This window comes from Kluyvera sp. CHPC 1.2972 (genome assembly GCF_036759925.1).
GTDB lineage: Bacteria > Pseudomonadota > Gammaproteobacteria > Enterobacterales > Enterobacteriaceae > Kluyvera.
Window position 1 is genome coordinate 16,327 of sequence record NZ_JAPKIB010000023.1, and the last position, 22,265, is coordinate 38,591.

Consider the following 22,265-nt stretch of genomic DNA (forward strand, 5'->3'; position numbering starts at 1 on the left):
CCCCGGGTTTCTCCCGGCGGCGCTTCGCTTGGCGGGCTACAACGGCCACCCCAACAACAATAATCACATCACCTTCTGCACTGGAACCTACACGATGAAAGAACTTGTGGTCGTTGCCATTGGCGGCAACAGCATAATCAAAGACAACGCCAGCCAGTCGATTGAACATCAGGCAGAGGCGGTGAAAGCGGTCGCGGACACGGTGCTGGAGATGCTGGCATCGGATTACAACATCGTACTGACCCACGGCAACGGCCCGCAGGTGGGGCTGGATCTGCGTCGTGCGGAGATTGCCCATGAGCGCGAAGGGCTGCCGCTGACCCCGCTCGCCAACTGCGTTGCCGACACCCAGGGCGGTATCGGCTACCTTATTCAACAGGCGCTGAATAACCGGCTGGCGAAACGCGGTGAGCAAAAAGCGGTGACGGTGGTAACCCAGGTGGAAGTCGACAAAAACGATCCCGGCTTCGCCAACCCGACCAAACCCATTGGCGCGTTCTTCAGCGCCGAACAGCGTGACGAACTGTTAAAAGCCAATCCAACCTGGCGCTTCATCGAAGATTCCGGCCGCGGCTATCGTCGCGTGGTCGCCTCGCCGGAGCCGAAACGCATCGTTGAGTCTGAAGCCATTCAGGCGCTGGCGCAAAAAGGTTTCCTGGTGATTGGCGCGGGCGGCGGCGGCATTCCGGTGGTGCTGGGGGAAGAGGGCGATTATCACAGCGTCGACGCGGTGATCGACAAAGATCTCTCCACCGCCTTGCTGGCGCGCGAGATCGCCGCCGATATTCTGGTGATCACCACCGGCGTTGAGAAGGTCTGCATTCACTTCGGTAAACCGGAGCAGCAGGCGCTGGGGCAGGTGGATATCGCCACCATGACCCGCTACCTGCACGAAGGCCACTTCCCGGCGGGCAGTATGCTGCCGAAGATTGTCGCCAGCCTGCAATTTTTACAACACGGCGGTAAACGGGTGATTATCACCACGCCGGAATGTCTGCCTGCCGCCCTGCGCGGCGAAACGGGCACCCATATCGTCCATTGATAAGGAACGACGATGAAAGAGAATAACAGTCGCCGTGCGTTTTTAAGCAACAGCGGCAAAATGGTCACCGCCGCCGCGCTGTTTGGCGCAACCGCGCCGATGGCCTATGCCGCTACTTCCGGCGCTGCCGTCTGCGAGACGAAGGGAACCATGAACATTACCGACCGCCATTACTATCTGGATAACGTGCTGCTTGAAACGGGCTTTGAGTACGAGGGCGCGGTCGCCGTGCATACCCGTACCGCACTGCAGACCGTGGAAATTCAGGACGGCAAAATCGTGGCCCTGCGCGACAACAAAAGCCACCCGGACGCCACGTTGCCGCACTACGACGCGGGCGGCATGCTGATGTTGCCGACCACCCGTGATATGCATATCCACCTTGATAAAACCTTCTACGGTGGCCCGTGGCGCTCGCTCAACCGCCCGGCGGGCACCACGATTCAGGATATGATCAAGCTGGAGCAAAAGCTGCTGCCTGAACTCCAGCCCTACACCCAGGAGCGCGCGGAAAAGCTGATTGACCTGCTGCAATCAAAAGGCACCACCATCGCCCGCAGCCACTGCAACATCGAGCCGGTTTCCGGGCTGAAAAACCTCGAAAATTTACAGGCGGTGCTGGCACGGCGCAAAGCCGGTTTTGACTGCGAAATCGTCGCCTTCCCGCAGCACGGTCTGCTGTTATCGAAATCTGAACCGCTGATGCGCGAAGCGATGCAGGCCGGGGCGCACTACGTCGGCGGGCTGGATCCGACCAACGTCGACGGTGCGATGGAGAAGTCTCTCGACACCATGTTCCAGATTGCCATCGACTACCACAAAGGGGTGGATATTCACCTGCACGAAACCAGCCCGGCGGGCGTGGCGGCGGTGAAATATATGGTGGAAACCGTGGAGAACACGCCGGAGCTGAAGGGCAAGCTGACCATCAGCCACGCCTTCGCGCTGGCGACCATGAACGAAGGGCAGGTGGATGAGATTGCCACCCGCATGGCCGCGCAGCAGATCTCCATCGCTTCAACGGTACCTATTGGCACGCTGCATATGCCGCTGAAACAGCTGCGCGATAAAGGCGTGACGCTGATGACCGGCACCGACAGCGTGATTGACCACTGGTCGCCGTACGGCCTTGGCGATATGTTCGAAAAAGCCAACCTCTACGCCCAGCTCTATATCCGCCCGAACGAGCAGAACCTCTCCCGCTCGCTGTTCCTCGCTACCGGCGACGTGCTGCCGCTGAACGACAAAGGCGAGCGCGTGTGGCCGAAGGCGCAGGATGACGCCAGCTTTGTGCTGGTGGACGCCTCGTGCTCGGCGGAAGCCGTGGCGCGGATCTCTCCGCGTGCCGCAACGTTCCATAAAGGACGGCTGGTATGGGGCAGCGTGGCATAACCCCGTAGCCCGGACGAGGCGCATCGCGCCGACTCCGGGGCCGCTCGAACCAAAATTTTTTTACCCCGACCGAAACCTTCAGGCCTTAGCGTGCGAACTATTATGTACAGAGCACCTTTATCCCCCTGATGGAGTCGACCATGAATCGTTTGAAAGCCTTATCAGCCGCCGCCGTACTCAGCCTCTCTCTCTTCGCCGTGAATGCGAACGCCGCCCTTGAACCAGGTGCAAAAGCCCCGGACTTCAGCCTGCAAGGCGCGCTCGGCGGTAAGCCGCTGACCTTCTCCCTGCAACAGGCATTGCAGAAAGGGCCGGTGGTGCTCTATTTCTTCCCGGCCGCGTTCACCAAAGGCTGTACCCTCGAGGCGCACGCCTTTGCTGAAGCCACCGATGATTTCAAAAAGCTGGGTGCGACCGTGGTGGGCGTGACCGCCGGGAACGTTGACCAGGTGGATGAGTTCTCGAAGCTGGAGTGCCGGGATAAATTTGCCGTGGCGGCAGACCCGGGCGCGAAAGTGGCGGCGCAGTACCAGACGCTGATGCAGATGAACGGCAAAACGCTGTCCGACCGTACCTCGTTTGTGATCGCCCCGGACGGCAAAATCCTGATGAGCTACACCGACCGTAACCCTGATGAGCACATCCAGAAAGCGATGGATGCCGTGAAGCAGTACGCGCAATCGCACTCGTAATTTAGCCGCCGGGGTACGCTATGTTAACTGCCATTCTGGCCGCCTTTGTCGGCGGCATTATCCTCAACCTAATGCCCTGCGTGTTCCCGGTCATTTCACTGAAGGCGCTGGGTATTCTGCGCCATGAGGGCGATGCCAAAAGTGCGCGCACCGAAGGGTTGGGCTTTTTGCTCGGCGTGATTTTTACCATGCTGGTGCTGGCGGGCATTCTGCTGGCACTGCGCGCCGGCGGCACCGCCGTCGGCTGGGGCTTCCAGCTTCAGTCGCCGATGGTGATTGCCATACTGGCGCTGATTATTCTGGGCGCGGCGCTGAACCTGCTTGGCGTGTTTGAAGTGGGCTTGTCGTTGCAGAGAGCCGGGGAAATTTCGGTAGGCAGCGGGGCCTTTGTACGCTCGGCGCTAACCGGCGCACTGGCGATTGTGGTGGCGACACCCTGCTCGGCACCCTTTATGGCGGGCGCGGTAGGCTACGCGCTAGTGCAGCCGCCGGTGGCCTCGCTGGCGATTTTCCTGTCGCTGGCAATAGGCTTTGCTGCGCCGTTTACGCTGGTCTCGTTATTCCCGGCTATCGCCAAACGTCTACCTCGACCGGGCGCATGGATGGATATCCTTAAGCGCGGCCTGGCGTTCCCGATGCTCGGGGCGTTTGCCTGGCTGGTGTGGGTGCTGACGCAGCAGGCGGGGACCACCGCGCTGTTAGCGATGCTGATTTGCGCGGTGGTGGTGAGCTTTGCCGCGTGGCTGTACGGTATGGCCCAGCGCCGACGCTATATCGGGCAATCCTATAAAGCGCTGCTGGCGGTGACTGTGGTGCTGTTTATCGCTGCGGTCAGCCCGCTGCCCGGCGTGATGCACGTCCAGCCGTCGCAGCCGGAACTCGCGCGTGTGGAAAACATCACCCACGTGAAGTGGTCGCCGCAGACGGTGGCGGAAATGCGCGGGCATGGCAAAGCCATCTTTGTTGATTTCACTGCCTCCTGGTGCATTACCTGCCAGGTGAACGAGCGCACGTCGCTCTCAACAGTGGCGGTGAAGCAGGCGCTGGCGAGCACGAATACCATCTACATGGTGGCGGACTCCACCAAATTTAACGCCGATATTGATGACGCGATGACCGCGTTCGGGCAGGGTGGTTTGCCGCTCTACGTGGTCTACCCGGCGGACGGCAGCGCGCCGAAAGTGCTGCCGCAGGTGCTGACCCCGACGATTGTGGTCGACGCCCTGAATCAGGCATCCGGTAAAAAAGCATGAGGTAACGGGCATGGCGGAATATGGATAACGGTTTAGCACCGCGTGAAGCATGGCCTGCGCTGATGTCAAGTGCGCAGGCGGGGGATCGCGATGCCTATACCCAACTGCTGCGGGCCATTGTGCCGGTGATTCGGGCGATGGTCCGCAAGCAGATTGCCGACAGCGTGCTGGTTGACGACGTTATCCAGGACGTTCTGCTGGCTGTCCATCGGGTGCGCCACACCTACGATCCCGCCTGTCCGTTTTTACCCTGGCTGATGGCCATCACCCAGGCCCGCACCGTTGATGCGCTGCGCAAACGTGGTCGCCACTGGCTTCGTGAAGCCGAGGAGGAAGAGGCCATTGAGCCTGCTGCTGAACACATCCCGGAAGAGGATGAACGAGAAGAAACGCTGGCGCTGATCCTCGACCAGCTTCCCTCGCGCCAACGGCAAATTGTGGAGCATATCCACCTGCAGGAGATGAGCCTCGCCGAGGCCGCTGCCCGCCATAATTTAAGCGTTTCGGCGGTGAAATCGCTATTACACAGAGCACTAACCAACCTTCGCCGGATGGGAGCGAACCATGACCGATCATGATCTTTTTATTGCGAAGCTAAGCCGCGACGCCGGGCCGATACGCCGCCCCTGGGCTAGCAACCGCCGGGTCGCCGCGTGGCTACTGATGGCGCTGCCGTGCGGCTGGCTCAGCAGCCTGGTGTTTCACCGAGTGGCAACCGACTGGACGCAGTCCGGCGCGCTGCTGGCGGTGCTACAGCTGACCGTGGCTTTTGTGATGGGCATACTGGCGATACGCAACGCCTTCCTGCTGAGCATCGCCGGACGTAAACCGCTGGGCTGGCGCTGGTTTGCACCGCTGATTGCGCTCTGGCTGAGCGGCGTTATCTTTAGCCTCGGCACGGTACACGCGCCGGAAAGTCATCCCGACGAAGTCAACTGCTACGCGTTTATGATGGCGGTGAGTACGCCGATGATGGTCATTATGATCGGCTACCTGCGCCGCACACGGGCGCTGTACCCGCTGCGCACGCTGGCAACGTCAGGAGTGGGCATCGCCTGTATGGCGCTGACGATGCTGTCGTTTTGCCACCCGGTGGAGGTGCATCCGCTGGATTTCCTGCTGCATATGGCGGCGGGGGTGACGATTGTACTGGTGATGATGGCGGCCGGGTGGCGGTGGGTGAGGATTGGGTGATAAGCGCCATGTATCGATGCGTTTATCTGACTCGTAGCCCGGCCGAGGCGCAACGCGCCGACGCCGGGGCGGCTCTTTCTAAAACCCTTCAACCTCATCCAACCGCCGCTTCAACGCCGCCAACTGAAACTCGCTAAACACCTCAACCCCATGCTGGCGCAACAACGCCGCCGCGACCCCTTCGCCCGGCACCTTCACTCCGCTAAACGTTCCGTCATACACGTTCTGGCTGCCGCAGGTTGGGCTACCGTCGGTCAAAATCGCAAACCGACAGCCGTGGCTCTGCGCGGTTTTTAACGCCAGCCACGCCGCCAGCACGTACGGCTGCGTCACATCTCGCCCATCGCTTTCGACTACCTGCGCGCGCCCGCTCAACACTTCGATACCCTGACCGTTAACCATCTCCGCCGACAATCGCGGCGTCTCAAGCCCCGCCGCCAGCTCCGGGCAGTGGGTGACCAGACGACCTTCATCGCGCCACTGTTGCAGCAGATTTGCGGTAAAGGATTTATCGGTGCCGTTGTAGCGCACTGGATGCCCGGCGAGGCAGGCGCTGAGGAGGATTTTGTGTTTGGTGGTCATGGGGAACCTTGAGGATGCGTGGCAAGGCGGTTGTCGCGATGCCTGCGGTTATAGGGTAACAGATAATCAGTCGCGGGGGCGGTCAGACCTTCGGGGGGACTAGATAAGTACAAGGATTTACGCACCTTAAAACAGACGTTAACTATATTTTGCCTGTTTTAAGGTGCGTAAATAATGTTAACCGAACAATCATCCGTGTGGTTTTGCGAGGCGGATTCCAGAATAACCATCGTGTTTTCAGGAAGTCCGGGAGCGGATTGCGGCGCGTTAATGATAGCGGTATTTTCTACACGCACCTGCAAAATCAGGTGTCGGGATTGACCTCTCTGATAAAATGTTACGGGCGACATATGACGTGCCAACGTCGTAAAATATGTCGTACGCACGGCTACACCTCAATGGTGGGCCAGGCGGGGGCGTCGCAAGACGCGCCGGTTCCCTGTAACGCCGGTAAGGTCAACCCCGTCTGGTTCCGCCACCCGTGAGATTGACCTCTCCTGCGGCGGACGTTTAACCCGTTACAGGAGGATGCCCACATGGCAACGATCCCTACCCAGACTCACCCATCATCCGAAAAACCGGCCAAAACCGAGCGCCGCTATACCGTCAGCTACGTTCCTCAGCAAGGCAATACCAGCACGCCCTCTCTGAATCTCAGTGGAAAATGGCTAAAAGAGGTCGGTTTCGACACGGGAACAGGCGTCACGGTGAAGATTGCCGGAGGCTGCATTGTATTGATTCCGGATAACGACGAAATGAAAGCGCTGCGTGAAGAGATTAAACAGATGAAGAAAACGGTAAAAGCGGTGAAGGAAGGGGTATTGAGCGCGTTTTGATATGTCTGAAAAGCAAAAACCCAGCCATAGGCTGGGTTCTTTAAATAGTGGTGCCCGGACTCGGAATCGAACCAAGGACACGGGGATTTTCAATCCCCTGCTCTACCGACTGAGCTATCCGGGCAACGGGGCGCATTAAACCGTAGTCGCTCCCTCACGTCAACCAAATTCACCGAAAAGCTGTTCAACTGCTTACTATTGCGGCAATCTACGCGTTTGCGCCGGGTGATTGCACAAATCTTCCAGACATCGGCGCGGCAATCGGGCAATGCTGGCGGTGAGAGGGGGGCGGTATGGCAACGAAAGACTGGCTAGAGCTGCGACAGCATGCCGATACGGGCATTGAGACAATCAAAGCGCACTTTGAAGGGTATGCGTTTGACCCGCACTGGCATGATAGCTATCTGGTGGGGATCACGCTGTCTGGCACCCAGCAGTTTCACTGCCGTCGCGAGCGTCACCATAGCGTGCCGGGCGATGCCTTTCTGCTGGAGCCGGGGGAGATTCACGACGGTGAAGCGCCGGTGGCCGGTGGTTTTACCTATCTCACCTTTTACCTCGATGAACGCTGGCTGACCAACACCCTGCGCGGGCTGTATGACGCCACACCGGACAGCTACTCGCTGCACTTTAACCAAACGCTCACCCGCGAACCGCAGCTGGTGCGGGCGATTGGCGAGACGTTCAGTACGCTGCATACCGATGAGATGCGCATTGTGCAGCAGAGCAGCATGGACGGCCTGCTGGCGCAGCTGACCGCGCACTGCCAGTGGCGCAAGCGGCTGCCGTCGGCCATTCAAAGTTCGGCAATTGCCCATCGGGCGCGGGACTATCTGCATGCGCATATGGGCGATAATATTGGGTTGTCTGATTTAGCGCGGGAGACGGGCACCGACCGTTTTACCCTGACGCGCAGCTTTAAACGCGAGTTCAACCTGGCCCCACACGCGTGGCTGATTCAGCTGCGGCTGGCGAAAGCGCGTCAGCTGCTGTCGCTGGGCGAGCAGCCGGTGGACGTGGCGGCGACGCTCGGCTTTGCAGACCAGAGCCACCTCGGACGCTGGTTCCAGCGGGCGTACCGTATCTCGCCAGCCCACTACCGTCGGTTGTGCACAAACCTTCCAGACGTTTCCAATAAATAACGGCACAGTCGGGACTCTAATAATAAGGAGTCACCTGTGAATATCATGCCGTTCCTGCTGTTTGCCTTCGTTGCGTCGATTACGCCGGGGCCGACCAATATCCTCATTCTCAACAACAGCCAACACTTTGGCGTACGGGCGACCATCCCGGCACTGGTCAGCGGCTGCGTGGCGGCAAGTTTGATTGTGCTGGTTTCCGGTGCGGGTGCGGGGGAAGTGCTGCGTCAGTATCCGCTGGTGCGGCTGGTGATGAGTTGGGCGGGTGTGCTGTGGCTGACCTGGATGAGCTGGCAGCTGTTCTGCGCGCCAGCGGCGAATATCGCCGGAAAGGAGAGGCAGCGCTTTACCGCCAAAGCGGCGGCACTGTTGCAGGTGATCAACCCGAAAACCTGGATGATGGCGCTGGCGGTTGTCAGCCTGTTTGCTCCGGCGGGCGAGCATGCGCTGCGTGAAGTGGCGTTGATGGCGCTATGGTTTTTACTGATCTCGGTGGCGTGTCTGATGTGCTGGGCGTGGCTGGGGAAAGCGGTGAATCGGGTGTTCCGCACCACCGTGGCGATGGTGCGGTTTCAGCGGCTGATGGCGCTGTGCCTGCTGGTCTCCGCGTGGGCGGGGATGCTGGCTTAGGTCAGCGCGCCGTTCTGGCGGCACTGGGCAAAGCGCAGAATGTCTTCGGCAAGACGGTGCGCGGTGTCCACGTCGGCCTGGCTGCGGCTGACCAGCATGCGGCTCAGGCAGCCTTCCAGCACCAGTTGCATCTGCTTAGCGACCATTGCCGGGTCGTCCACTTCCAACTGGGTCAGCAGCTCATGGCTGTACGCATAGGCGGCCTGCTTCTGCTGCTCGGCGAGCTGGTGAATCGGGTGGTCTGCCTCCGGGTAGAAGGTGCAGGCGGCGATAAACAGGCAGCCGGGGTAGCGATTTTTCGTCACACACTCGGTCAGCGCGGTGTAGCGGGCCAGCAGTTTTTGCTCGGGGGTCAGCTCTTCGTTAAGCATCAACTGGCGACGCCAGGTCTCCACCTGCTGGCTCAGGTAGCGCAGCGCGTCATACAGCAGCGCTTCGCTGTCCGGCCAGAAACGGCGCAGTTCGTCCAGCGGGCGGTCTACGCGTTCGGCAACCATCTCCAGCGTGGTGCTCGCAATCCCTTCTTGCTCAAGGAGCTGTAGGGCTTCTCCTAGTACGTCTTCGCGTTGCACGTGTCTCTCCTCCGTTGACGGCTATCCGTCTAAAAGTGTTGTCTACGGTTGGCGATCGCGCAAATGTGCGCGAAACGCGGCGGCATCTTTGAAGCCGGTGACCCGTAGTGCGGGCTGCTCGTTGCCGTTCTCATCAAAGAAGAGAATGGTCGGCAGGCCCAGAACCTGTAAATGTTTTAGCAGCGCCACGTCCTCGGCGCTGTTGGCGGTCACGTCTGCCTGGAGCAGTACGGTGTTTTGCAGCGCCTGCTGTACCTGCGGGTCGCTGAAGGTGTACTTCTCAAACTCTTTGCAGGCCACGCACCAGTCGGCGTAAAGGTCGAGCATCACCGGCTTGCCCTGAGCGCTGGCGAGCGCCGCGTTCAGCGTCTCAACGTTGCTGATGCGGGTAAAGTTGAGGTGCGATTGGCTCTGCGCCACGGAGGTACCAAAGGCCCAGTCCTGCAGCGGGCGCACGCTGATCAGCGCGGCGGCCAGCAGAAGAATTTGTCCAATGCGCTGCCACGGTTTTTGCAAACCCAGGCTGGTGATAAACGCCCAGCCGAAGAACGCCACGCCGAGCATCGACCACAGCCGTAGCCCCCAGACGTCACCAATAATACGTTCCAGCAGGAACACCGGCAGGGCGAGGATCACAAAGCCAAATGCGGTTTTGACGTGCGCCATCCACGGCCCGCTTTTCGGCAGCAGGCGGTTGCCGAATACCGTCACTAGAATCAGCGGCAGCCCCATGCCCAGCGCGTAAAGGTACAGCGTACCGCCGCCGAGCCACAGATTACCGCTTTGGGCGATGTACAGCAGAATGGCGCTGAGCGGCGCGGTGGTGCACGGCGAGCAGATAAGCCCAGCAATGGCGCCCATCGCAAATACGCCGCCCATCGAGCCGCCCTGCTGGCGGTTGCTCATCAGGGTGAGGCGTGTCTGTAACGACGACGGCAGTTGCAGCGAGAAGGCACCAAACATCGACAGCGCCAGCAGGATAAACACCGCCGACAGGCCAATCAGCACGTACGGGTGTTGCAGGGCTGCCTGGAACTGCATTCCAGCGGCGGCGACCACCAGGCCGAGCGCGGTGTAGGTAAGCGCCATGCCCTGCACGTAGATAAAGGCCAGCAGCAGCGCGCGGGCGGTGGAGAGGCGCTGTTTGCCGCCGAGGACGATGCCGGAGATCAGCGGGTACATCGGTAACACGCAGGGGGTGAAGGCGATGCCGATGCCGATTAATAGGGCCCAGAGGGCGCTAAAAGGGAGGTCGGCGCTGGGGTTGTCCCTCACCCCGGCCCTCTCCCCGGAGGGGAGAGGGGGAAGGGCAGAGACTGCGCTCAATGGTACGGTTTTGGTCTCTGGCGGGTAGCAGAAGCCCGCGTCGGCGCAGCCCTGGTAGGTGACGGTGAGCGTCGCACCTGCGTTGGCCTGGGTTAGCGTCACCGGCACGGTCAGGCTGTGGCGATAGATCTCGCTTTTGCCGTAGAACTCGTCGCTATGCCACTCGCCGTTGGGCAACTGGAGTGGAGCGATGCTGGCGTTAGCCGGGGTCACCTGCACCTGCTTGCGGTAGAGGTAGTAGCCGTCTTTCACCTGCCAGGTGAGGTTCACATCGTGCTGGTTTTGCTGAAAATCGAAGGCGAAGGCCTGATCGGCAGGAACAAAATTGGTGCGGCCGGGCGCGTCGAACAGCCCGGCAAAGGCCGAGGTGCTGCACAGCAGCAGAATCAGCGTAAGGAAGCGTTGAGCCATGAGAGGTAATCAGTATCTGCGTGAGTAACGGGTAAAACCAGAAGTTCGGGCGTTTGATACGGGTGGTGAGCCTTCAGGCAGTCGAGCAGCGCCTGCTGGTGGGCGTGGTCGGTTTTCAGCAGCATCTGCACTTCATATTCCTGTTCAAGTTTCCCCTCCCAATAGTAGAGCGAGGTAGCGCCTGGCAATAGGGTGGCGCAGGCCGCCAGCTTTTCCGCCAGCACTTTCGCCGCCAGGTCCTGGGCGGTAGCTTCATCAGGAGCAGTACAGAGAACCACAACAGCGTCGGGAATACTCATTGCATACCTCGTATCGATGAAAAGAGGCACTATAGCACGGTGGGAAAAAGGGGTTGAGTGAATCGGGCCGCAGAGCGGCCCGACTTTAACGATTTTTACATGGCGTCACAGGGCTAGAGCATCAGCCCGCCGAAGATGAAACCGAGGATCACGCACAGGGCGATGGCAATCACGCCCGGCACCAGGAACGCGTGGTTAAACACATATTTGCCGATACGGGTGGAGCCGGTGTCATCCATCTCTACCGCGGCCAGCAGCGTTGGGTAGGTTGGCAGCACGAATAGCGCGGAAACCGCAGCAAAGGACGCAATCGCCGTCAACGGGGTGACGCCCAGCATCAGCGCCGCAGGCATCAGTGCTTTAGTGGTTGCCGCCTGGGAGTACAGTAGGGTCGCAGCAAAGAACAGCACCACCGCCAGCAGCCACGGGTAGTTGTGCAGCAGGTCGCCCGCCACCGCCTGAATGTCGGCAATGTGCGCTTTGACGAAGGTATCACCCAGCCACGCGACGCCCAGTACGCACACGCAGGCGCTCATGCCGGACTTAAAGGTGCTGGCGTTGAGGATCTCGCCGGTGTCGACTTTACAGGTGATGCAAATCAGCGTGGCGATGGTCAACATGAACACCACAATCGCTTCGTTACGCGGCAGTACCGGGTTCTGAATCAACCCGACGGTGTCGCTGATGGCGGTGGCGTAGAACATCACCGCCACGATACCAATCAGGAACAGCAGGACGGAGCGCTTCGCATGGGGTTTCAGCTCAAACACTTTGCTGCCGCGCAGGCGCACTTCGCCTTTGGCCAGGCGTTCCTGATACACCGGGTCGTCTTTCAGCTCGCAGCCGAGGAAGTTACAGACGATGGAGGTCAGCAGTACGGCAATCAACGTGACCGGAATACAGATGGAGAGCAGCGTCAGGTAGCTCACGCCCATCGGTTCCAGAATACCGGCGAAGAAGACCACCGCGGCGGAAATCGGCGAGGCGGTAATCGCAATCTGTGAGGCGACCACGGCGATAGAGAGCGGACGAGAAGGGCGGATACCCTGCTCTTTAGCCACTTCGGTAATCACCGGCAGCGTGGAGAACGCGGTGTGCCCGGTGCCCGCCAGAATGGTCATAAACCAGGTCACCAGCGGTGCTAAGAAGGTGATGTATTTAGGGTGGCGACGGAGAAGTCGCTCGGCCAGGCTGACGAGATAATCCATCCCGCCAGCGATTTGCATCGCTGCAATCGCGGCGATAACCGCCATGATAATTTCAATAACGTCAAAGGGTATCGCGCCGGGTTTAATTTGAAAGATGAGCGTCAGCACCAGCACGCCGAAACCACCGGCGAAGCCAATACCGATACCGCCAAGTCTTGCCCCCAGATAAATGGCAAGAAGCACAATGACCAGTTCTGCTCCAAACATAGTAGCCTTCCTTGTTTAACAAGTTGATATGTAATTGTTGTGTTTTCGTGAATTATAGAAACAAAAAAGGCATGTCATCATGACATGCCTCAGTTTATTAGTCAGAAAGACTACTGTTCGCTTTCATCGGTATAGCGCTTCGCTTTATACGCCGGATGCATCAGGTTCTGCGGGGAGAAGATATCGTCCAGCTCCGCTTCCGTCAGCAGGCCGCGCTCCAGCACCACTTCACGTACGCTCTTACCGGTTTCGGCACAAATTTTACCGACGATGTCGCCGTTGTGGTGGCCGATGAACGGGTTGAGGTAGGTGACGATACCGATGGAGTTATAGACGTAGCTTTCGCACACTTCTTTGTTCGCGGTGATGCCGTCGATGCATTTTTCCAGCAGGTTGTAGCAGGCGTTGGTCAGGATGTGGATAGACTCAAACAGCGCCTGGCCAATCACCGGCTCCATCACGTTCAGCTGCAGCTGACCGGCTTCAGAAGCCATGGTGACGGTGGTGTCGTTGCCGATGACTTTGAAGCACACCTGGTTTACCACTTCTGGCACGACCGGGTTCACTTTGGCTGGCATGATGGATGAGCCCGCCTGCAGTTCCGGCAGGTTGATTTCGTTCAGGCCAGCGCGTGGGCCGGAGGAGAGCAGGCGAAGGTCGTTACAGATCTTCGACATTTTCACCGCCAGGCGTTTCAGCGAGCTGTGTACCATGACGTAGGCGCCGCAGTCGGAGGTCGCTTCAATCAGGTCTTCCGCCGGGACAACCGCCAGATTACTGACTTCCGCCAGCTTCTGTACCGCCAACTGTTGGTAGCCGTCCGGGGTGTTCAGGCGGGTACCGATAGCGGTCGCACCGAGGTTCACTTCCAGCAGCAGTTCTGCGGTGCGCAGCAGGTTTTTGGTCTCTTCGGTCAGCAGCACGTTGAACGCGTGGAACTCCTGACCCAGGGTCATCGGTACCGCATCCTGCAGCTGGGTACGACCCATCTTCAGGATGTCCTGGAATTCCGCTGCTTTGCGCTGGAAGCCTTCGCCCAACTGATTAATCGCATCAATCAGCTTCAGAATAGAGGTGTACACCGCGATGCGGAAGCCGGTTGGGTAGGCATCGTTGGTGGACTGGCATTTGTTGACGTGGTCGTTCGGGTTCAGGTACTGGTATTCCCCTTTCTGGTGGCCCATCAGTTCGAGACCGATGTTTGCCAGTACCTCGTTGGTGTTCATGTTAACGGAGGTGCCTGCACCGCCCTGGTAAACGTCTACCGGGAACTGGTCCATGCATTTGCCGTTATTCAGGACTTCATCACAGGCAGCAATAATGGCATTTGCCACGCCTTTAGGGATCGTCTGAAGCTCTTTATTCGCCAGGGCCGCTGCTTTTTTCACCATCACCATCCCACGAACAAATTCCGGGATGTCGCTGATTTTGCTATTGCTGATGTAAAAGTTTTCAATCGCTCTCAGAGTATGGACGCCGTAGTAAGCGTCAGCCGGAACTTCCCTGGTACCCAACAGATCTTCTTCGATACGAATGTTGTTTAGCATGTGAACCTTCTATTTGCGAGCTGCCAATGATTTCACCAAATACGCATAATCTGAATGGTTATGCGTTTTATGACCGCAGATTATTTCCTTAATCGGCCCAGTGTCTATGATCATATGCTGATAATAGCGGATTGCAGTAATCTGGATCACTTATTATCAGACGGAACGGATAAGAATTATTGATTTGTGAAATGAGTCACCGCTTGACCATTGTTGACAAAAATATGGATGCGCGCTGATTGAAATGCGGCGAATCACCACCATTTAAAAGTAGTGCAGCGGGCCGTGAATCGCTGCAAACGCGCGAACCGCGTGATTTTTCGAACAGGAGATGCCAGTGCGCTGGATACCGTTAATTGCCATTTTTCTCTATGTTTACATTGAGATATCGATTTTTATCCAGGTCGCCCATGTGTTTGGCGTCCTGCTGACGTTAGTGCTGGTCATTTTTACCTCCGTTATCGGCATGTCGCTGGTGCGCAATCAGGGCTTCAAAAACCTGATGCTGATGCAGGAAAAAATGCAGGCGGGCGAAAGCCCGGCGGCCGAGATGATCAAAAGCGTGTCGCTGATCCTCGCCGGTTTGCTGTTGCTGTTGCCAGGGTTCTTCACCGACTTCTTAGGTCTGGTGCTGTTGCTGCCGCCGGTGCAGAAACACCTCACCGTGAAGCTGATGCCATACCTGCACTTTAATCGGATGCCGGGCGGCGGGTTTGCGGGGGGGACTACCAGCGGGCAGACCTTCGACGGTGAGTATCAGCGTAAGGACGAGCGTCCTGACCAGTTGGATCATAAAGACGATAATCGCCCATAAGTCGTGGCGATGATAAAAAGCCGGAGCGCGTTGCGTTTCCGGCTTTTTTTATGGCGTTGGTGCGGTCCCGGCGTCGCTGCGCTCGGCCGGGCTACAATTTGACACGTAGCCCGGCCGAGCAAAGCGACGCCGGGAATGCTCAGGCCTTCCTTTTCGGCAACAACACCCACAGCGCCGCCAGCATCACGATCGCGTACAGGCTCTTCCATCCCACCATCGACAGCAACAGCACGCACAGCGCCACGCCCACGACGGATAAGGCGCGGTAGCGCCCGCTTAACAACCGGCACCCTGCCAGCATGCACAGCAGATAAATCATAATAAAGATGCCGTTGGCATAGACAATCAGCGCATCGAGGTTGATGTTCAGCCAGTAGCTGGCAAGCGTGCTCACCATGCAACTGCCAATCACCACGCTCAGTGCATTGCGCGGCACCAGCCCCGGCGAGAGGCGCGCCAGATAGCTATCCGGCTTCGACTGCGCCTGCGACCACACCAGCCGGGCGAAGCTCTGGATGTAGATATTGAGGCTGGCGAAGCAGGCGAGAAAGCCGACGACACTCGCCACCCACAGTGCCTTCACGCCGAACAACTGCACCACGATAGTCGGCAGCGAAGCCGCGGCAGTATTGGCAGCACCGTAGGCGTGGAAGTGCAGCACCAGTACGGTACAGGCCCAGTAGACCACGCCTGCCAGCAGTAGGCCGATAATCAGCGCGCGCGGGAAGTCGCGCTCCGGGTTGCGGAACTCCGAAGCCATATGGGCAAACGCCTCCAGGCCGACGAAGCACCAGAACATCACCGACAGTGCGGCGAAAAGCTGCGCGCTGTCGACATCGGGCAGGGCCGGGAAGGGGATCTCTCTTACTGAGATATCGCCGTAGACCCAAATAGCGGCCAACAGGGCAACAATCAAAATGGCGACCAGCGTCTGCAAATTAGCGCTGGAGCTGGCGCCGCGTGAGCCCAGCCACCAGACGATCGCCAGCGTGGCGACCTCCGCCATCAGCAGCTGCCAACCGTGCCAGCCGAACAGTGCCTGGGTAAAGCCGGAGGCAATATGCAGCGCGGCGGGCAGGCCGACCGGGATAACCGAGAGGAACAGCCAGCCGGTAACGCGGGCGAGGCGAGGACCAAAGGCCATTTCGACGAAATGTGCTACGCCGCCCGCGCTGGGAAAGTGTCGACCGAGGAGGGCAAAAACGATAGCGACCGGAAAGACCAGCACGATTAACGCGGGCCAGGCCCACAGGCTGTTGTCACCGGCAACCAGTGCGCCCAGCGCCGGCACGGCAAAGACCCCGGTGCCGAGCAGCGACGTCGATAGTAATCCTACTCCCTGAGCTAACCCGAGCTCCTGTTTAAGTCCCGCCATGTCCCTCGTCCACACCTTTACAAAAAGAGCAAAATGTTACCACATCCCCTCTCCCGACGGCCCCGCGTCATTGTGCTGTTCTACGCTGGCAATACAGCGATTTATCGCGATTGCGCCGCCGGATGAAATTTTTTTTAGGGTGCCCCCTTGAAGGGCAAAATAACCATCCCCATCTCTCAGGCACTAGCCGGAAAACCGCTTACGGCCCGGCATCACCCATAACTGATAATGACTTTCTCAAAGGAGAGCTATCAATGAGTATTCGTCCGTTACATGATCGTGTGATCGTCAAACGCAAAGAAGTTGAAACCAAATCTGCTGGCGGCATCGTTCTGACCGGTTCTGCGGCAGCAAAATCAACTCGTGGCGAAATCATCGCTGTCGGTAAGGGCCGCATCCTGGAAAACGGGACCGTGCAGCCGCTGGACGTTAAAGTTGGTGACATCGTGATTTTCAACGATGGCTACGGCGTGAAATCTGAGAAGATCGACAATGAAGAAGTGTTGATCATGTCTGAAAGCGACATCCTGGCAATTGTTGAAGCGTAAGCAACGCGCGAACGAATTTGAGGAATAGAAGAAATGGCAGCTAAAGACGTAAAATTTGGTAACGACGCTCGTGTAAAAATGCTGCGCGGCGTTAACGTACTGGCAGATGCAGTTAAAGTAACCCTGGGCCCGAAAGGCCGTAACGTGGTTCTGGACAAATCCTTCGGCGCACCAACCATCACCAAAGATGGTGTTTCTGTAGCGCGTGAAATCGAACTGGAAGACAAGTTCGAAAACATGGGTGCTCAGATGGTGAAAGAAGTTGCCTCTAAAGCGAACGACGCTGCAGGCGACGGTACCACCACCGCAACCGTACTGGCACAGGCTATCATCACCGAAGGTCTGAAAGCCGTTGCTGCGGGCATGAACCCGATGGACCTGAAACGTGGTATCGACAAAGCCGTTCTGGCTGCTGTTGAAGAGCTGAAAGCGCTGTCCGTTCCTTGCTCCGACTCTAAAGCGATTGCTCAGGTTGGTACTATCTCCGCTAACTCCGACGAAACCGTAGGTAAACTGATCGCAGAAGCGATGGATAAAGTCGGTAAAGAAGGCGTGATCACCGTTGAAGACGGTACCGGTCTGGAAGACGAGCTGGACGTGGTTGAAGGTATGCAGTTCGACCGTGGCTACCTGTCCCCATACTTCATCAACAAACCAGAAACGGGTGCTGTTGAGCTGGAAAGCCCGTTCATCCTGCTGGCTGACAAAAAAATCTCCAACATCCGCGAAATGCTGCCAGTTCTGGAAGCCGTTGCGAAAGCAGGCAAGCCACTGGTTATCATCGCTGAAGACGTTGAAGGCGAAGCGCTGGCTACCCTGGTGGTTAACACCATGCGCGGTATCGTGAAAGTCGCTGCTGTTAAAGCACCTGGCTTCGGCGACCGTCGTAAAGCGATGCTGCAGGATATCGCAACCCTGACCGGCGGTACCGTTATCTCTGAAGAGATCGGTATGGAGCTGGAAAAAGCAACCCTGGAAGACCTGGGTCAGGCTAAACGCGTTGTGATCAACAAAGACACCACCACCATCATCGATGGCGTGGGTGAAGAAGCGGCAATCCAGGGTCGTGTGGCTCAGATCCGCAAACAGATTGAAGAAGCAACTTCTGACTACGACCGTGAAAAACTGCAGGAACGCGTAGCGAAACTGGCTGGCGGCGTTGCGGTAATCAAAGTCGGTGCGGCTACCGAAGTTGAAATGAAAGAGAAAAAAGCACGCGTTGACGATGCCCTGCACGCGACCCGTGCTGCGGTAGAAGAAGGCGTGGTTGCTGGTGGCGGCGTGGCGCTGGTACGCGTTGCGGCTAAACTGGCTGGCCTGACTGCTCAGAACGAAGATCAGAACGTCGGTATCAAAGTTGCGCTGCGCGCAATGGAAGCACCGCTGCGTCAGATCGTTTCCAACGCCGGTGAAGAGCCGTCTGTTGTGACTAACAACGTGAAAGCAGGCGAAGGTAACTACGGTTACAACGCCGCAACTGAAGAATACGGCAACATGATCGACTTCGGTATCCTGGACCCAACTAAGGTAACTCGTTCTGCTCTGCAGTACGCGGCATCCGTTGCGGGCCTGATGATCACCACCGAGTGCATGGTGACCGACCTGCCAAAAGGCGATGCTCCTGATTTAGGCGCAGCTGGCGGCATGGGTGGCATGGGCGGTATGGGCGGCATGATGTAATCGTGCGCTATACCCCATAGCCTCAAGAAACCCCCGAGCAGAAATGCTCGGGGGTTTTTCTTTTGGTCATCTTTTAGGTATAAGGTTTACACACGGACGACATGCGTCCAGCTCATTGATTATGGGGAATAACATGCAGGTAAAATATTTGGCAGGGATCGTTGGCGCGGCGCTGCTGCTGGCCGGCTGTAGCTCAACCACGGAACTGACCTCTGGCGGCCAGAACGTGCGCTTTGTAGAAGATAAGCCGAGCGCGGAGTGCCAGCTGCTGGGAACGGCGACCGGGACGCAGGGTAACTGGCTGTCAGGCCAGCAGGGCGCGGAAGGCGGTTCTATGCGCGGTGCCGCAAATGCGCTGCGTAACCATGCCGCTGAAATGGGCGGTAACGTGATTTATGGCGTGAGCAGCCCAACGCAAGGCATGCTCTCCAGCTTCGTCCCGACCGACAGCGAAATGAACGGCCAGGTCTATAAGTGCCCGAACTGATTCATGCGTAACGCCCCCGCCGCTATTCCGGGGGCGTAGTGCATCAGGCTTTTTCGGCGTTTTGTTCTGCGCTTTGCTGTAGCTGATACAGCGCCTGCATATAGGCATCCGCCGTGAAGGTTTTACGTTTGTCAGAAGAGAGCGCTCTGACAAAAACCTGGCACGGTAAACCCGCTATTTTCTTCAGCCTTGGGCTGCAATCTAACAGTCGACGGGTGACGGCCTCGACGTCTTTGGTTCCCGGCTTGCTGCGCGTTTTAATTACCGTCCCACTACACTGCGTTTTCCCTTCGCTATCGGTATAACGATAGACAACAGCCAGATGGTGAACGAACAGGTTTCGTTTCCAGGCCGGATGGTCATAAGAGTCATATTCCAGATTACCGCCGGCCTTGCAGTCCACGTCGTACAGCGGCAGGAAATCCAGCATAGATGAGATACGCAGCGACAGTTCGTTCATCCCCGCGTTATTGATGGCATGGACCATCACGGTCACCATCAGTTCGATTTGCAGTAGATCAACGACCAGCTCGACCTTTTTACCGGAGTGCAGCGTCAGGGTGAACGTCTGGCTTTCATTGTCATCGTGCGTGAGCGAGATGGCGTTGACGCGCAGATTCACGTCGGCATGCTCTAGCGCTTCACGCTGAAGGGCCGGGATATTCTGGTGCATTTTCTGGGCGGCTTTATCGCGCGCTTTTTCGTAGCGGCTGCGCTCGTCCGCGCTGAGCTGTGGGAGCTGCGCCAGGCGGTATTCGAGGGCGATAAACAGGTCTTTCAGGACGATAGCGGGCAGGAAAAAGAGCGACTCTTTGTTACGCGGCTCTTTAATTTTCAGGGCCAGCGCAATGAAATTATTTTCCTGACGAATGACGCCTGCGTTAATGCCTTTGATGGAAATAGACAAACGGTTCTCCTTAACCATTTTTAGGTTAAATGTATTTATGTAACTTATTGATTTGGTTTATTTTTAATAAGGTTCTGAATAGGTAAAATACCACAGACCATTATGATGTCCAAAAAAAGAGGCAGACCGAAGTCTGCCTCTTTATCTCGTTTATCGCTGGCGTAGCTGGAGATCAAGCGGTGTTTTACTTGGCTCACCGCCAATTTCGCGCGCTAGCTTTGGCACCATATAACCGGAGATTAGCGTCAACAGTTCGCGCATAATTTCGCGCGCTTCATCATCGCTGACGAGGAAGTGGGCCGCGCCCTGAACTTTATCCAGCACGTGCAGGTAGTACGGCATCACGCCAGCATCAAACAGCGCATTGCTGAGGTCTGCCAGGGTTTGTGCATTATCGTTCACACCACGCAGCAGCACGCTCTGGTTCAGCAGCGTTACGCCCACGCGGCGCAGTTGCCCCATCGCGTGGCGGAAAGCATCGTCAATCTCGTTGGCGTGGTTGATATGGTTCACCAGCAGGATCTGCAACGATGAATTCGCAAAGCGGCTAACCAGCGTGTCGGTAATGCGAGCCGGAATGACGATCGGCAAGCGGCTATGAATACGCAGGCGTTTGATGTGCGGGATGGCTTCCAGTTGGGTAAGCAGCCAGTCCAGCTCGTGATCTTTTGCCATCAGTGGATCGCCGCCGGAGAAAATGATCTCATCGAGTTCCGGATGCGCACTGACGTAGTCCAGCGCGGCCTGCCAGTTCCGCTTATTACCCTGATTTTCGGCGTACGGGAAGTGACGACGGAAGCAATAACGGCAATTTACCGCGCAGCCGCCTTTTACCAGCAATAACGCACGGTTATGGTACTTATGCAGCAGGCCAGGCACGACGCTGTGCTGTTCTTCCAGCGGATCGGTGGAAAAACCGGGGGCGGCGATAAACTCTTCCTGCGAGGTAAGTACTTGACGTAAAAGCGGATCGTTCGGGTTGCCTTTCTCCATGCGCGCCACAAATGCGCGCGGAACGCGCAGGGCAAACAGGCGCTTAGCCTCACGGCCAGCGAGCAGATTTTCATCAGCGTCTATATTCAGAAGACGTAATAGTTCATCCGGATCGGTGAGAACATCGGCAAGTTGCATCAACCAATCTTCTCTGGATGGGGTATTTAGGGTTACAATATGCGCCATTTTGTGGCTTAGCTACCATTTAACAATTTCAGAGGGCCTTATGGCGACTTACTATAGCAACGATTTTCGTGCTGGTCTTAAAATCATGATGGACGGCGAACCGTACGCGGTTGAAGCCAGTGAATTCGTTAAGCCGGGTAAAGGTCAGGCATTCGCACGCGTTAAGCTGCGCCGCCTGCTGACCGGTACTCGCGTAGAGAAAACCTTCAAGTCTACCGACTCCGCTGAAGGCGCAGATGTTGCCGACATGAACCTCACCTTCCTGTACACCGACGGTGAATTCTGGCACTTCATGAACAACGAAACCTTCGAGCAGCTGGCTGCCGATGAGAAAGCGGTTGGCGAAAACGCTAAATGGCTGCTGGATCAGGCTGAGTGCATCGTGACCCTGTGGAACGGCCAGCCTATCTCCGTGACCCCGCCGAACTTCGTTGAACTGGAAATCATTGAAACCGATCCAGGTCTGAAAGGCGATACCGCAGGTACCGGCGGCAAACCAGCTACCCTGTCCACTGGCGCAGTGGTTAAAGTTCCACTGTTCGTCCAGATTGGCGAAGTGATCAAAGTGGATACCCGCTCCGGCGAATACGTATCTCGCGTGAAGTAATTCATGCTTTGATCGCCCGGCGCAGCAGTGATGCTGCGCCAGCCTTTTCCCCGTTCGATCCAATCTTCTGTCTTTCCCGCTTCGTCTTCTTCCGAAAAAAAACGCTTACATCCAACATCCTGAGTGAAGTTGTCTATGCTTATGAAGCAAGATAACGATAACTGGCTCTTAAGGATGACATTATGGTGAAAAAAGCGATCGCAGCATTTTTTACGGTTTTGGTTCTCTCCTCTGTGCTCACGGCCTGTAACACCACGCGAGGACTTGGCGAGGATATTTCCGACGGTGGTAGCGCTATTTCTGGGGCCGCAACCAAGGCGCAGCAATAAATCGAGTCT

General features: G+C 57.4%; 25 protein-coding genes and 1 tRNA gene. 16 read left to right on the forward strand and 10 right to left on the reverse strand.

Annotation, left to right across the window (positions count from 1 at the left end):
- The first annotated feature begins 94 nt into the window (after window positions 1–94).
- The 6 genes from V6944_RS21760 to V6944_RS21785 all read left to right on the forward strand — a co-directional run bounded on the left by V6944_RS21760 (window position 95) and on the right by V6944_RS21785 (window position 5,573).
- A complete protein-coding gene (locus V6944_RS21760) occupies window positions 95–1,042 on the forward strand; it encodes a carbamate kinase family protein (RefSeq protein WP_333500497.1) in 948 nt (315 codons plus the stop codon).
- Between the two features lie 12 nt (window positions 1,043–1,054).
- On the forward strand, window positions 1,055–2,434 hold the full coding sequence (locus V6944_RS21765; protein ID WP_333500498.1) for an amidohydrolase family protein: 1,380 nt from the start codon (window positions 1,055–1,057) through the stop codon (window positions 2,432–2,434).
- A 140-nt stretch (window positions 2,435–2,574) separates the two neighbouring features.
- On the forward strand, window positions 2,575–3,126 hold the full coding sequence (locus V6944_RS21770; protein WP_223883256.1) for a peroxiredoxin: 552 nt from the start codon (window positions 2,575–2,577) through the stop codon (window positions 3,124–3,126).
- Window positions 3,127–3,146: 20 nt separating this feature from the next.
- Window positions 3,147–4,379: a protein-disulfide reductase DsbD family protein gene (locus tag V6944_RS21775; protein WP_333500499.1), complete on the forward strand. Its 1,233-nt coding sequence runs from the start codon at window positions 3,147–3,149 to the stop codon at window positions 4,377–4,379.
- A 20-nt stretch (window positions 4,380–4,399) separates the two neighbouring features.
- Window positions 4,400–4,957, forward strand: a complete 558-nt coding sequence (locus tag V6944_RS21780; protein ID WP_333500500.1) for a sigma-70 family RNA polymerase sigma factor — start codon at window positions 4,400–4,402, stop codon at window positions 4,955–4,957.
- Window positions 4,944–5,573 carry a DUF1109 domain-containing protein gene (locus V6944_RS21785; RefSeq protein WP_333500501.1) on the forward strand — a complete coding sequence of 210 codons (630 nt, stop codon included), beginning with the start codon at window positions 4,944–4,946 and terminating at the stop codon, window positions 5,571–5,573. Before V6944_RS21780 ends, V6944_RS21785 begins: the two co-directional genes overlap by 14 nt.
- Before the next feature lie 78 nt (window positions 5,574–5,651).
- Here V6944_RS21785 and V6944_RS21790 read toward each other — a convergent pair whose 3' ends face one another.
- Window positions 5,652–6,155 carry a DUF523 domain-containing protein gene (locus tag V6944_RS21790; RefSeq protein ID WP_333500502.1) on the reverse strand — a complete coding sequence of 168 codons (504 nt, stop codon included), beginning with the start codon at window positions 6,153–6,155 and terminating at the stop codon, window positions 5,652–5,654.
- A gap of 350 nt (window positions 6,156–6,505) precedes the next feature.
- Between V6944_RS21790 and V6944_RS21795 the strand changes: the two genes are divergently transcribed.
- Window positions 6,506–6,640 carry an ash family protein gene (locus tag V6944_RS21795; protein WP_223883257.1) on the forward strand — a complete coding sequence of 45 codons (135 nt, stop codon included), beginning with the start codon at window positions 6,506–6,508 and terminating at the stop codon, window positions 6,638–6,640.
- A gap of 51 nt (window positions 6,641–6,691) precedes the next feature.
- Window positions 6,692–6,991 carry a SymE family type I addiction module toxin gene (locus V6944_RS21800; RefSeq protein WP_333500503.1) on the forward strand — a complete coding sequence of 100 codons (300 nt, stop codon included), beginning with the start codon at window positions 6,692–6,694 and terminating at the stop codon, window positions 6,989–6,991.
- A 48-nt stretch (window positions 6,992–7,039) separates the two neighbouring features.
- Here V6944_RS21800 and V6944_RS21805 read toward each other — a convergent pair.
- A tRNA-Phe gene (locus tag V6944_RS21805) sits at window positions 7,040–7,115 on the reverse strand.
- 169 nt (window positions 7,116–7,284) lie between these two features.
- Here V6944_RS21805 and V6944_RS21810 point away from each other — a divergent pair.
- Window positions 7,285–8,133, forward strand: a complete 849-nt coding sequence (locus V6944_RS21810) for an AraC family transcriptional regulator (protein WP_220439661.1) — start codon at window positions 7,285–7,287, stop codon at window positions 8,131–8,133.
- A gap of 36 nt (window positions 8,134–8,169) precedes the next feature.
- Window positions 8,170–8,760, forward strand: a complete 591-nt coding sequence (locus V6944_RS21815; RefSeq protein WP_333500504.1) for a LysE family translocator — start codon at window positions 8,170–8,172, stop codon at window positions 8,758–8,760.
- On the opposite strand, the gene V6944_RS21820 is transcribed toward V6944_RS21815, so the two are convergent.
- The 5 genes from V6944_RS21820 to aspA all read right to left on the reverse strand — a co-directional run bounded on the left by V6944_RS21820 (window position 8,757) and on the right by aspA (window position 14,330).
- A complete protein-coding gene (locus V6944_RS21820) occupies window positions 8,757–9,332 on the reverse strand; it encodes a transcriptional regulator (protein ID WP_185669286.1) in 576 nt (191 codons plus the stop codon). The two genes, V6944_RS21815 and V6944_RS21820, sit on opposite strands and share 4 nt — an antisense overlap.
- 42 nt (window positions 9,333–9,374) lie before the next feature.
- A complete protein-coding gene (locus V6944_RS21825; protein ID WP_333500505.1) occupies window positions 9,375–11,069 on the reverse strand; it encodes a protein-disulfide reductase DsbD in 1,695 nt (564 codons plus the stop codon).
- Window positions 11,045–11,368, reverse strand: coding sequence for a divalent cation tolerance protein CutA (gene cutA, locus V6944_RS21830; protein ID WP_185669288.1), 324 nt, complete (start codon window positions 11,366–11,368; stop codon window positions 11,045–11,047). The genes V6944_RS21825 and cutA overlap by 25 nt, the downstream gene beginning before the upstream one ends.
- A 113-nt stretch (window positions 11,369–11,481) precedes the next feature.
- Window positions 11,482–12,783, reverse strand: a complete 1,302-nt coding sequence (locus tag V6944_RS21835) for an anaerobic C4-dicarboxylate transporter (protein ID WP_333500506.1) — start codon at window positions 12,781–12,783, stop codon at window positions 11,482–11,484.
- Between the two features lie 110 nt (window positions 12,784–12,893).
- Window positions 12,894–14,330 (reverse strand): aspartate ammonia-lyase, encoded by a 1,437-nt coding sequence (gene aspA, locus V6944_RS21840; protein ID WP_035894237.1) that lies wholly within the window; start codon window positions 14,328–14,330, stop codon window positions 12,894–12,896.
- Between the two features lie 337 nt (window positions 14,331–14,667).
- Here aspA and V6944_RS21845 point away from each other — a divergent pair, with 337 nt between their 5' ends.
- The gene (locus tag V6944_RS21845) at window positions 14,668–15,144 is read left to right on the forward strand and encodes an FxsA family protein (protein WP_185669291.1); all 477 of its coding nucleotides are present in this window, start codon (window positions 14,668–14,670) and stop codon (window positions 15,142–15,144) included.
- A 139-nt stretch (window positions 15,145–15,283) separates the two neighbouring features.
- On the opposite strand, the gene yjeH is transcribed toward V6944_RS21845, so the two are convergent.
- On the reverse strand, window positions 15,284–16,519 hold the full coding sequence (yjeH, locus tag V6944_RS21850) for an L-methionine/branched-chain amino acid transporter (RefSeq protein ID WP_333500507.1): 1,236 nt from the start codon (window positions 16,517–16,519) through the stop codon (window positions 15,284–15,286).
- A 254-nt stretch (window positions 16,520–16,773) separates the two neighbouring features.
- Between yjeH and V6944_RS21855 the strand changes: the two genes are divergently transcribed.
- The 3 genes from V6944_RS21855 (at window position 16,774) to V6944_RS21865 (ending at window position 19,234) form a co-directional block, all read left to right on the forward strand.
- On the forward strand, window positions 16,774–17,067 hold the full coding sequence (locus V6944_RS21855; protein ID WP_003855929.1) for a co-chaperone GroES: 294 nt from the start codon (window positions 16,774–16,776) through the stop codon (window positions 17,065–17,067).
- 33 nt (window positions 17,068–17,100) lie between these two features.
- Window positions 17,101–18,747, forward strand: coding sequence for a chaperonin GroEL (gene groL, locus V6944_RS21860; protein ID WP_333500508.1), 1,647 nt, complete (start codon window positions 17,101–17,103; stop codon window positions 18,745–18,747).
- Between the two features lie 133 nt (window positions 18,748–18,880).
- Window positions 18,881–19,234 (forward strand): DUF4156 domain-containing protein, encoded by a 354-nt coding sequence (locus tag V6944_RS21865; RefSeq protein WP_333500509.1) that lies wholly within the window; start codon window positions 18,881–18,883, stop codon window positions 19,232–19,234.
- Between the two features lie 43 nt (window positions 19,235–19,277).
- On the opposite strand, the gene yjeJ is transcribed toward V6944_RS21865, so the two are convergent.
- Window positions 19,278–20,141 carry a YjeJ family protein gene (gene yjeJ, locus V6944_RS21870; protein WP_333500510.1) on the reverse strand — a complete coding sequence of 288 codons (864 nt, stop codon included), beginning with the start codon at window positions 20,139–20,141 and terminating at the stop codon, window positions 19,278–19,280.
- 150 nt (window positions 20,142–20,291) lie between these two features.
- The gene (epmB, locus tag V6944_RS21875; protein ID WP_333500511.1) at window positions 20,292–21,320 is read right to left on the reverse strand and encodes an EF-P beta-lysylation protein EpmB; all 1,029 of its coding nucleotides are present in this window, start codon (window positions 21,318–21,320) and stop codon (window positions 20,292–20,294) included.
- Window positions 21,321–21,360: 40 nt separating this feature from the next.
- Between epmB and efp the strand changes: the two genes are divergently transcribed.
- Entirely contained in the window at window positions 21,361–21,927 is a 567-nt protein-coding gene (gene efp, locus V6944_RS21880) for an elongation factor P (protein ID WP_185669299.1), read from the forward strand.
- Between the two features lie 182 nt (window positions 21,928–22,109).
- On the forward strand, window positions 22,110–22,256 hold the full coding sequence (gene ecnB / locus V6944_RS21885) for a lipoprotein toxin entericidin B (protein WP_185669300.1): 147 nt from the start codon (window positions 22,110–22,112) through the stop codon (window positions 22,254–22,256).
- The last annotated feature ends 9 nt before the right edge of the window (window positions 22,257–22,265 follow it).

What these genes read in the sequence shown, in the direction of transcription:
- V6944_RS21760 (WP_333500497.1), top strand. Translation starts at nt 95, where the DNA reads ATGAAAGAACTTGTGGTCGTTGCCATTGGCGGCAACAGCATAATCAAA.
- V6944_RS21765 (WP_333500498.1), top strand. Translation starts at nt 1,055, where the DNA reads ATGAAAGAGAATAACAGTCGCCGTGCGTTTTTAAGCAACAGCGGCAAA.
- V6944_RS21770 (WP_223883256.1), top strand. Translation starts at nt 2,575, where the DNA reads ATGAATCGTTTGAAAGCCTTATCAGCCGCCGCCGTACTCAGCCTCTCT.
- V6944_RS21775 (WP_333500499.1), top strand. Translation starts at nt 3,147, where the DNA reads ATGTTAACTGCCATTCTGGCCGCCTTTGTCGGCGGCATTATCCTCAAC.
- V6944_RS21780 (WP_333500500.1), top strand. Translation starts at nt 4,400, where the DNA reads ATGGATAACGGTTTAGCACCGCGTGAAGCATGGCCTGCGCTGATGTCA.
- V6944_RS21785 (WP_333500501.1), top strand. Translation starts at nt 4,944, where the DNA reads ATGACCGATCATGATCTTTTTATTGCGAAGCTAAGCCGCGACGCCGGG.
- V6944_RS21790 (WP_333500502.1), bottom strand. Translation starts at nt 6,155, where the DNA reads ATGACCACCAAACACAAAATCCTCCTCAGCGCCTGCCTCGCCGGGCAT.
- V6944_RS21795 (WP_223883257.1), top strand. Translation starts at nt 6,506, where the DNA reads ATGACGTGCCAACGTCGTAAAATATGTCGTACGCACGGCTACACCTCA.
- V6944_RS21800 (WP_333500503.1), top strand. Translation starts at nt 6,692, where the DNA reads ATGGCAACGATCCCTACCCAGACTCACCCATCATCCGAAAAACCGGCC.
- V6944_RS21810 (WP_220439661.1), top strand. Translation starts at nt 7,285, where the DNA reads ATGGCAACGAAAGACTGGCTAGAGCTGCGACAGCATGCCGATACGGGC.
- V6944_RS21825 (WP_333500505.1), bottom strand. Translation starts at nt 11,069, where the DNA reads ATGGCTCAACGCTTCCTTACGCTGATTCTGCTGCTGTGCAGCACCTCG.
- cutA (WP_185669288.1), bottom strand. Translation starts at nt 11,368, where the DNA reads ATGAGTATTCCCGACGCTGTTGTGGTTCTCTGTACTGCTCCTGATGAA.
- V6944_RS21835 (WP_333500506.1), bottom strand. Translation starts at nt 12,783, where the DNA reads ATGTTTGGAGCAGAACTGGTCATTGTGCTTCTTGCCATTTATCTGGGG.
- aspA (WP_035894237.1), bottom strand. Translation starts at nt 14,330, where the DNA reads ATGCTAAACAACATTCGTATCGAAGAAGATCTGTTGGGTACCAGGGAA.
- yjeH (WP_333500507.1), bottom strand. Translation starts at nt 16,519, where the DNA reads ATGGCGGGACTTAAACAGGAGCTCGGGTTAGCTCAGGGAGTAGGATTA.
- V6944_RS21855 (WP_003855929.1), top strand. Translation starts at nt 16,774, where the DNA reads ATGAGTATTCGTCCGTTACATGATCGTGTGATCGTCAAACGCAAAGAA.
- groL (WP_333500508.1), top strand. Translation starts at nt 17,101, where the DNA reads ATGGCAGCTAAAGACGTAAAATTTGGTAACGACGCTCGTGTAAAAATG.
- V6944_RS21865 (WP_333500509.1), top strand. Translation starts at nt 18,881, where the DNA reads ATGCAGGTAAAATATTTGGCAGGGATCGTTGGCGCGGCGCTGCTGCTG.
- epmB (WP_333500511.1), bottom strand. Translation starts at nt 21,320, where the DNA reads ATGGCGCATATTGTAACCCTAAATACCCCATCCAGAGAAGATTGGTTG.
- efp (WP_185669299.1), top strand. Translation starts at nt 21,361, where the DNA reads ATGGCGACTTACTATAGCAACGATTTTCGTGCTGGTCTTAAAATCATG.
- ecnB (WP_185669300.1), top strand. Translation starts at nt 22,110, where the DNA reads ATGGTGAAAAAAGCGATCGCAGCATTTTTTACGGTTTTGGTTCTCTCC.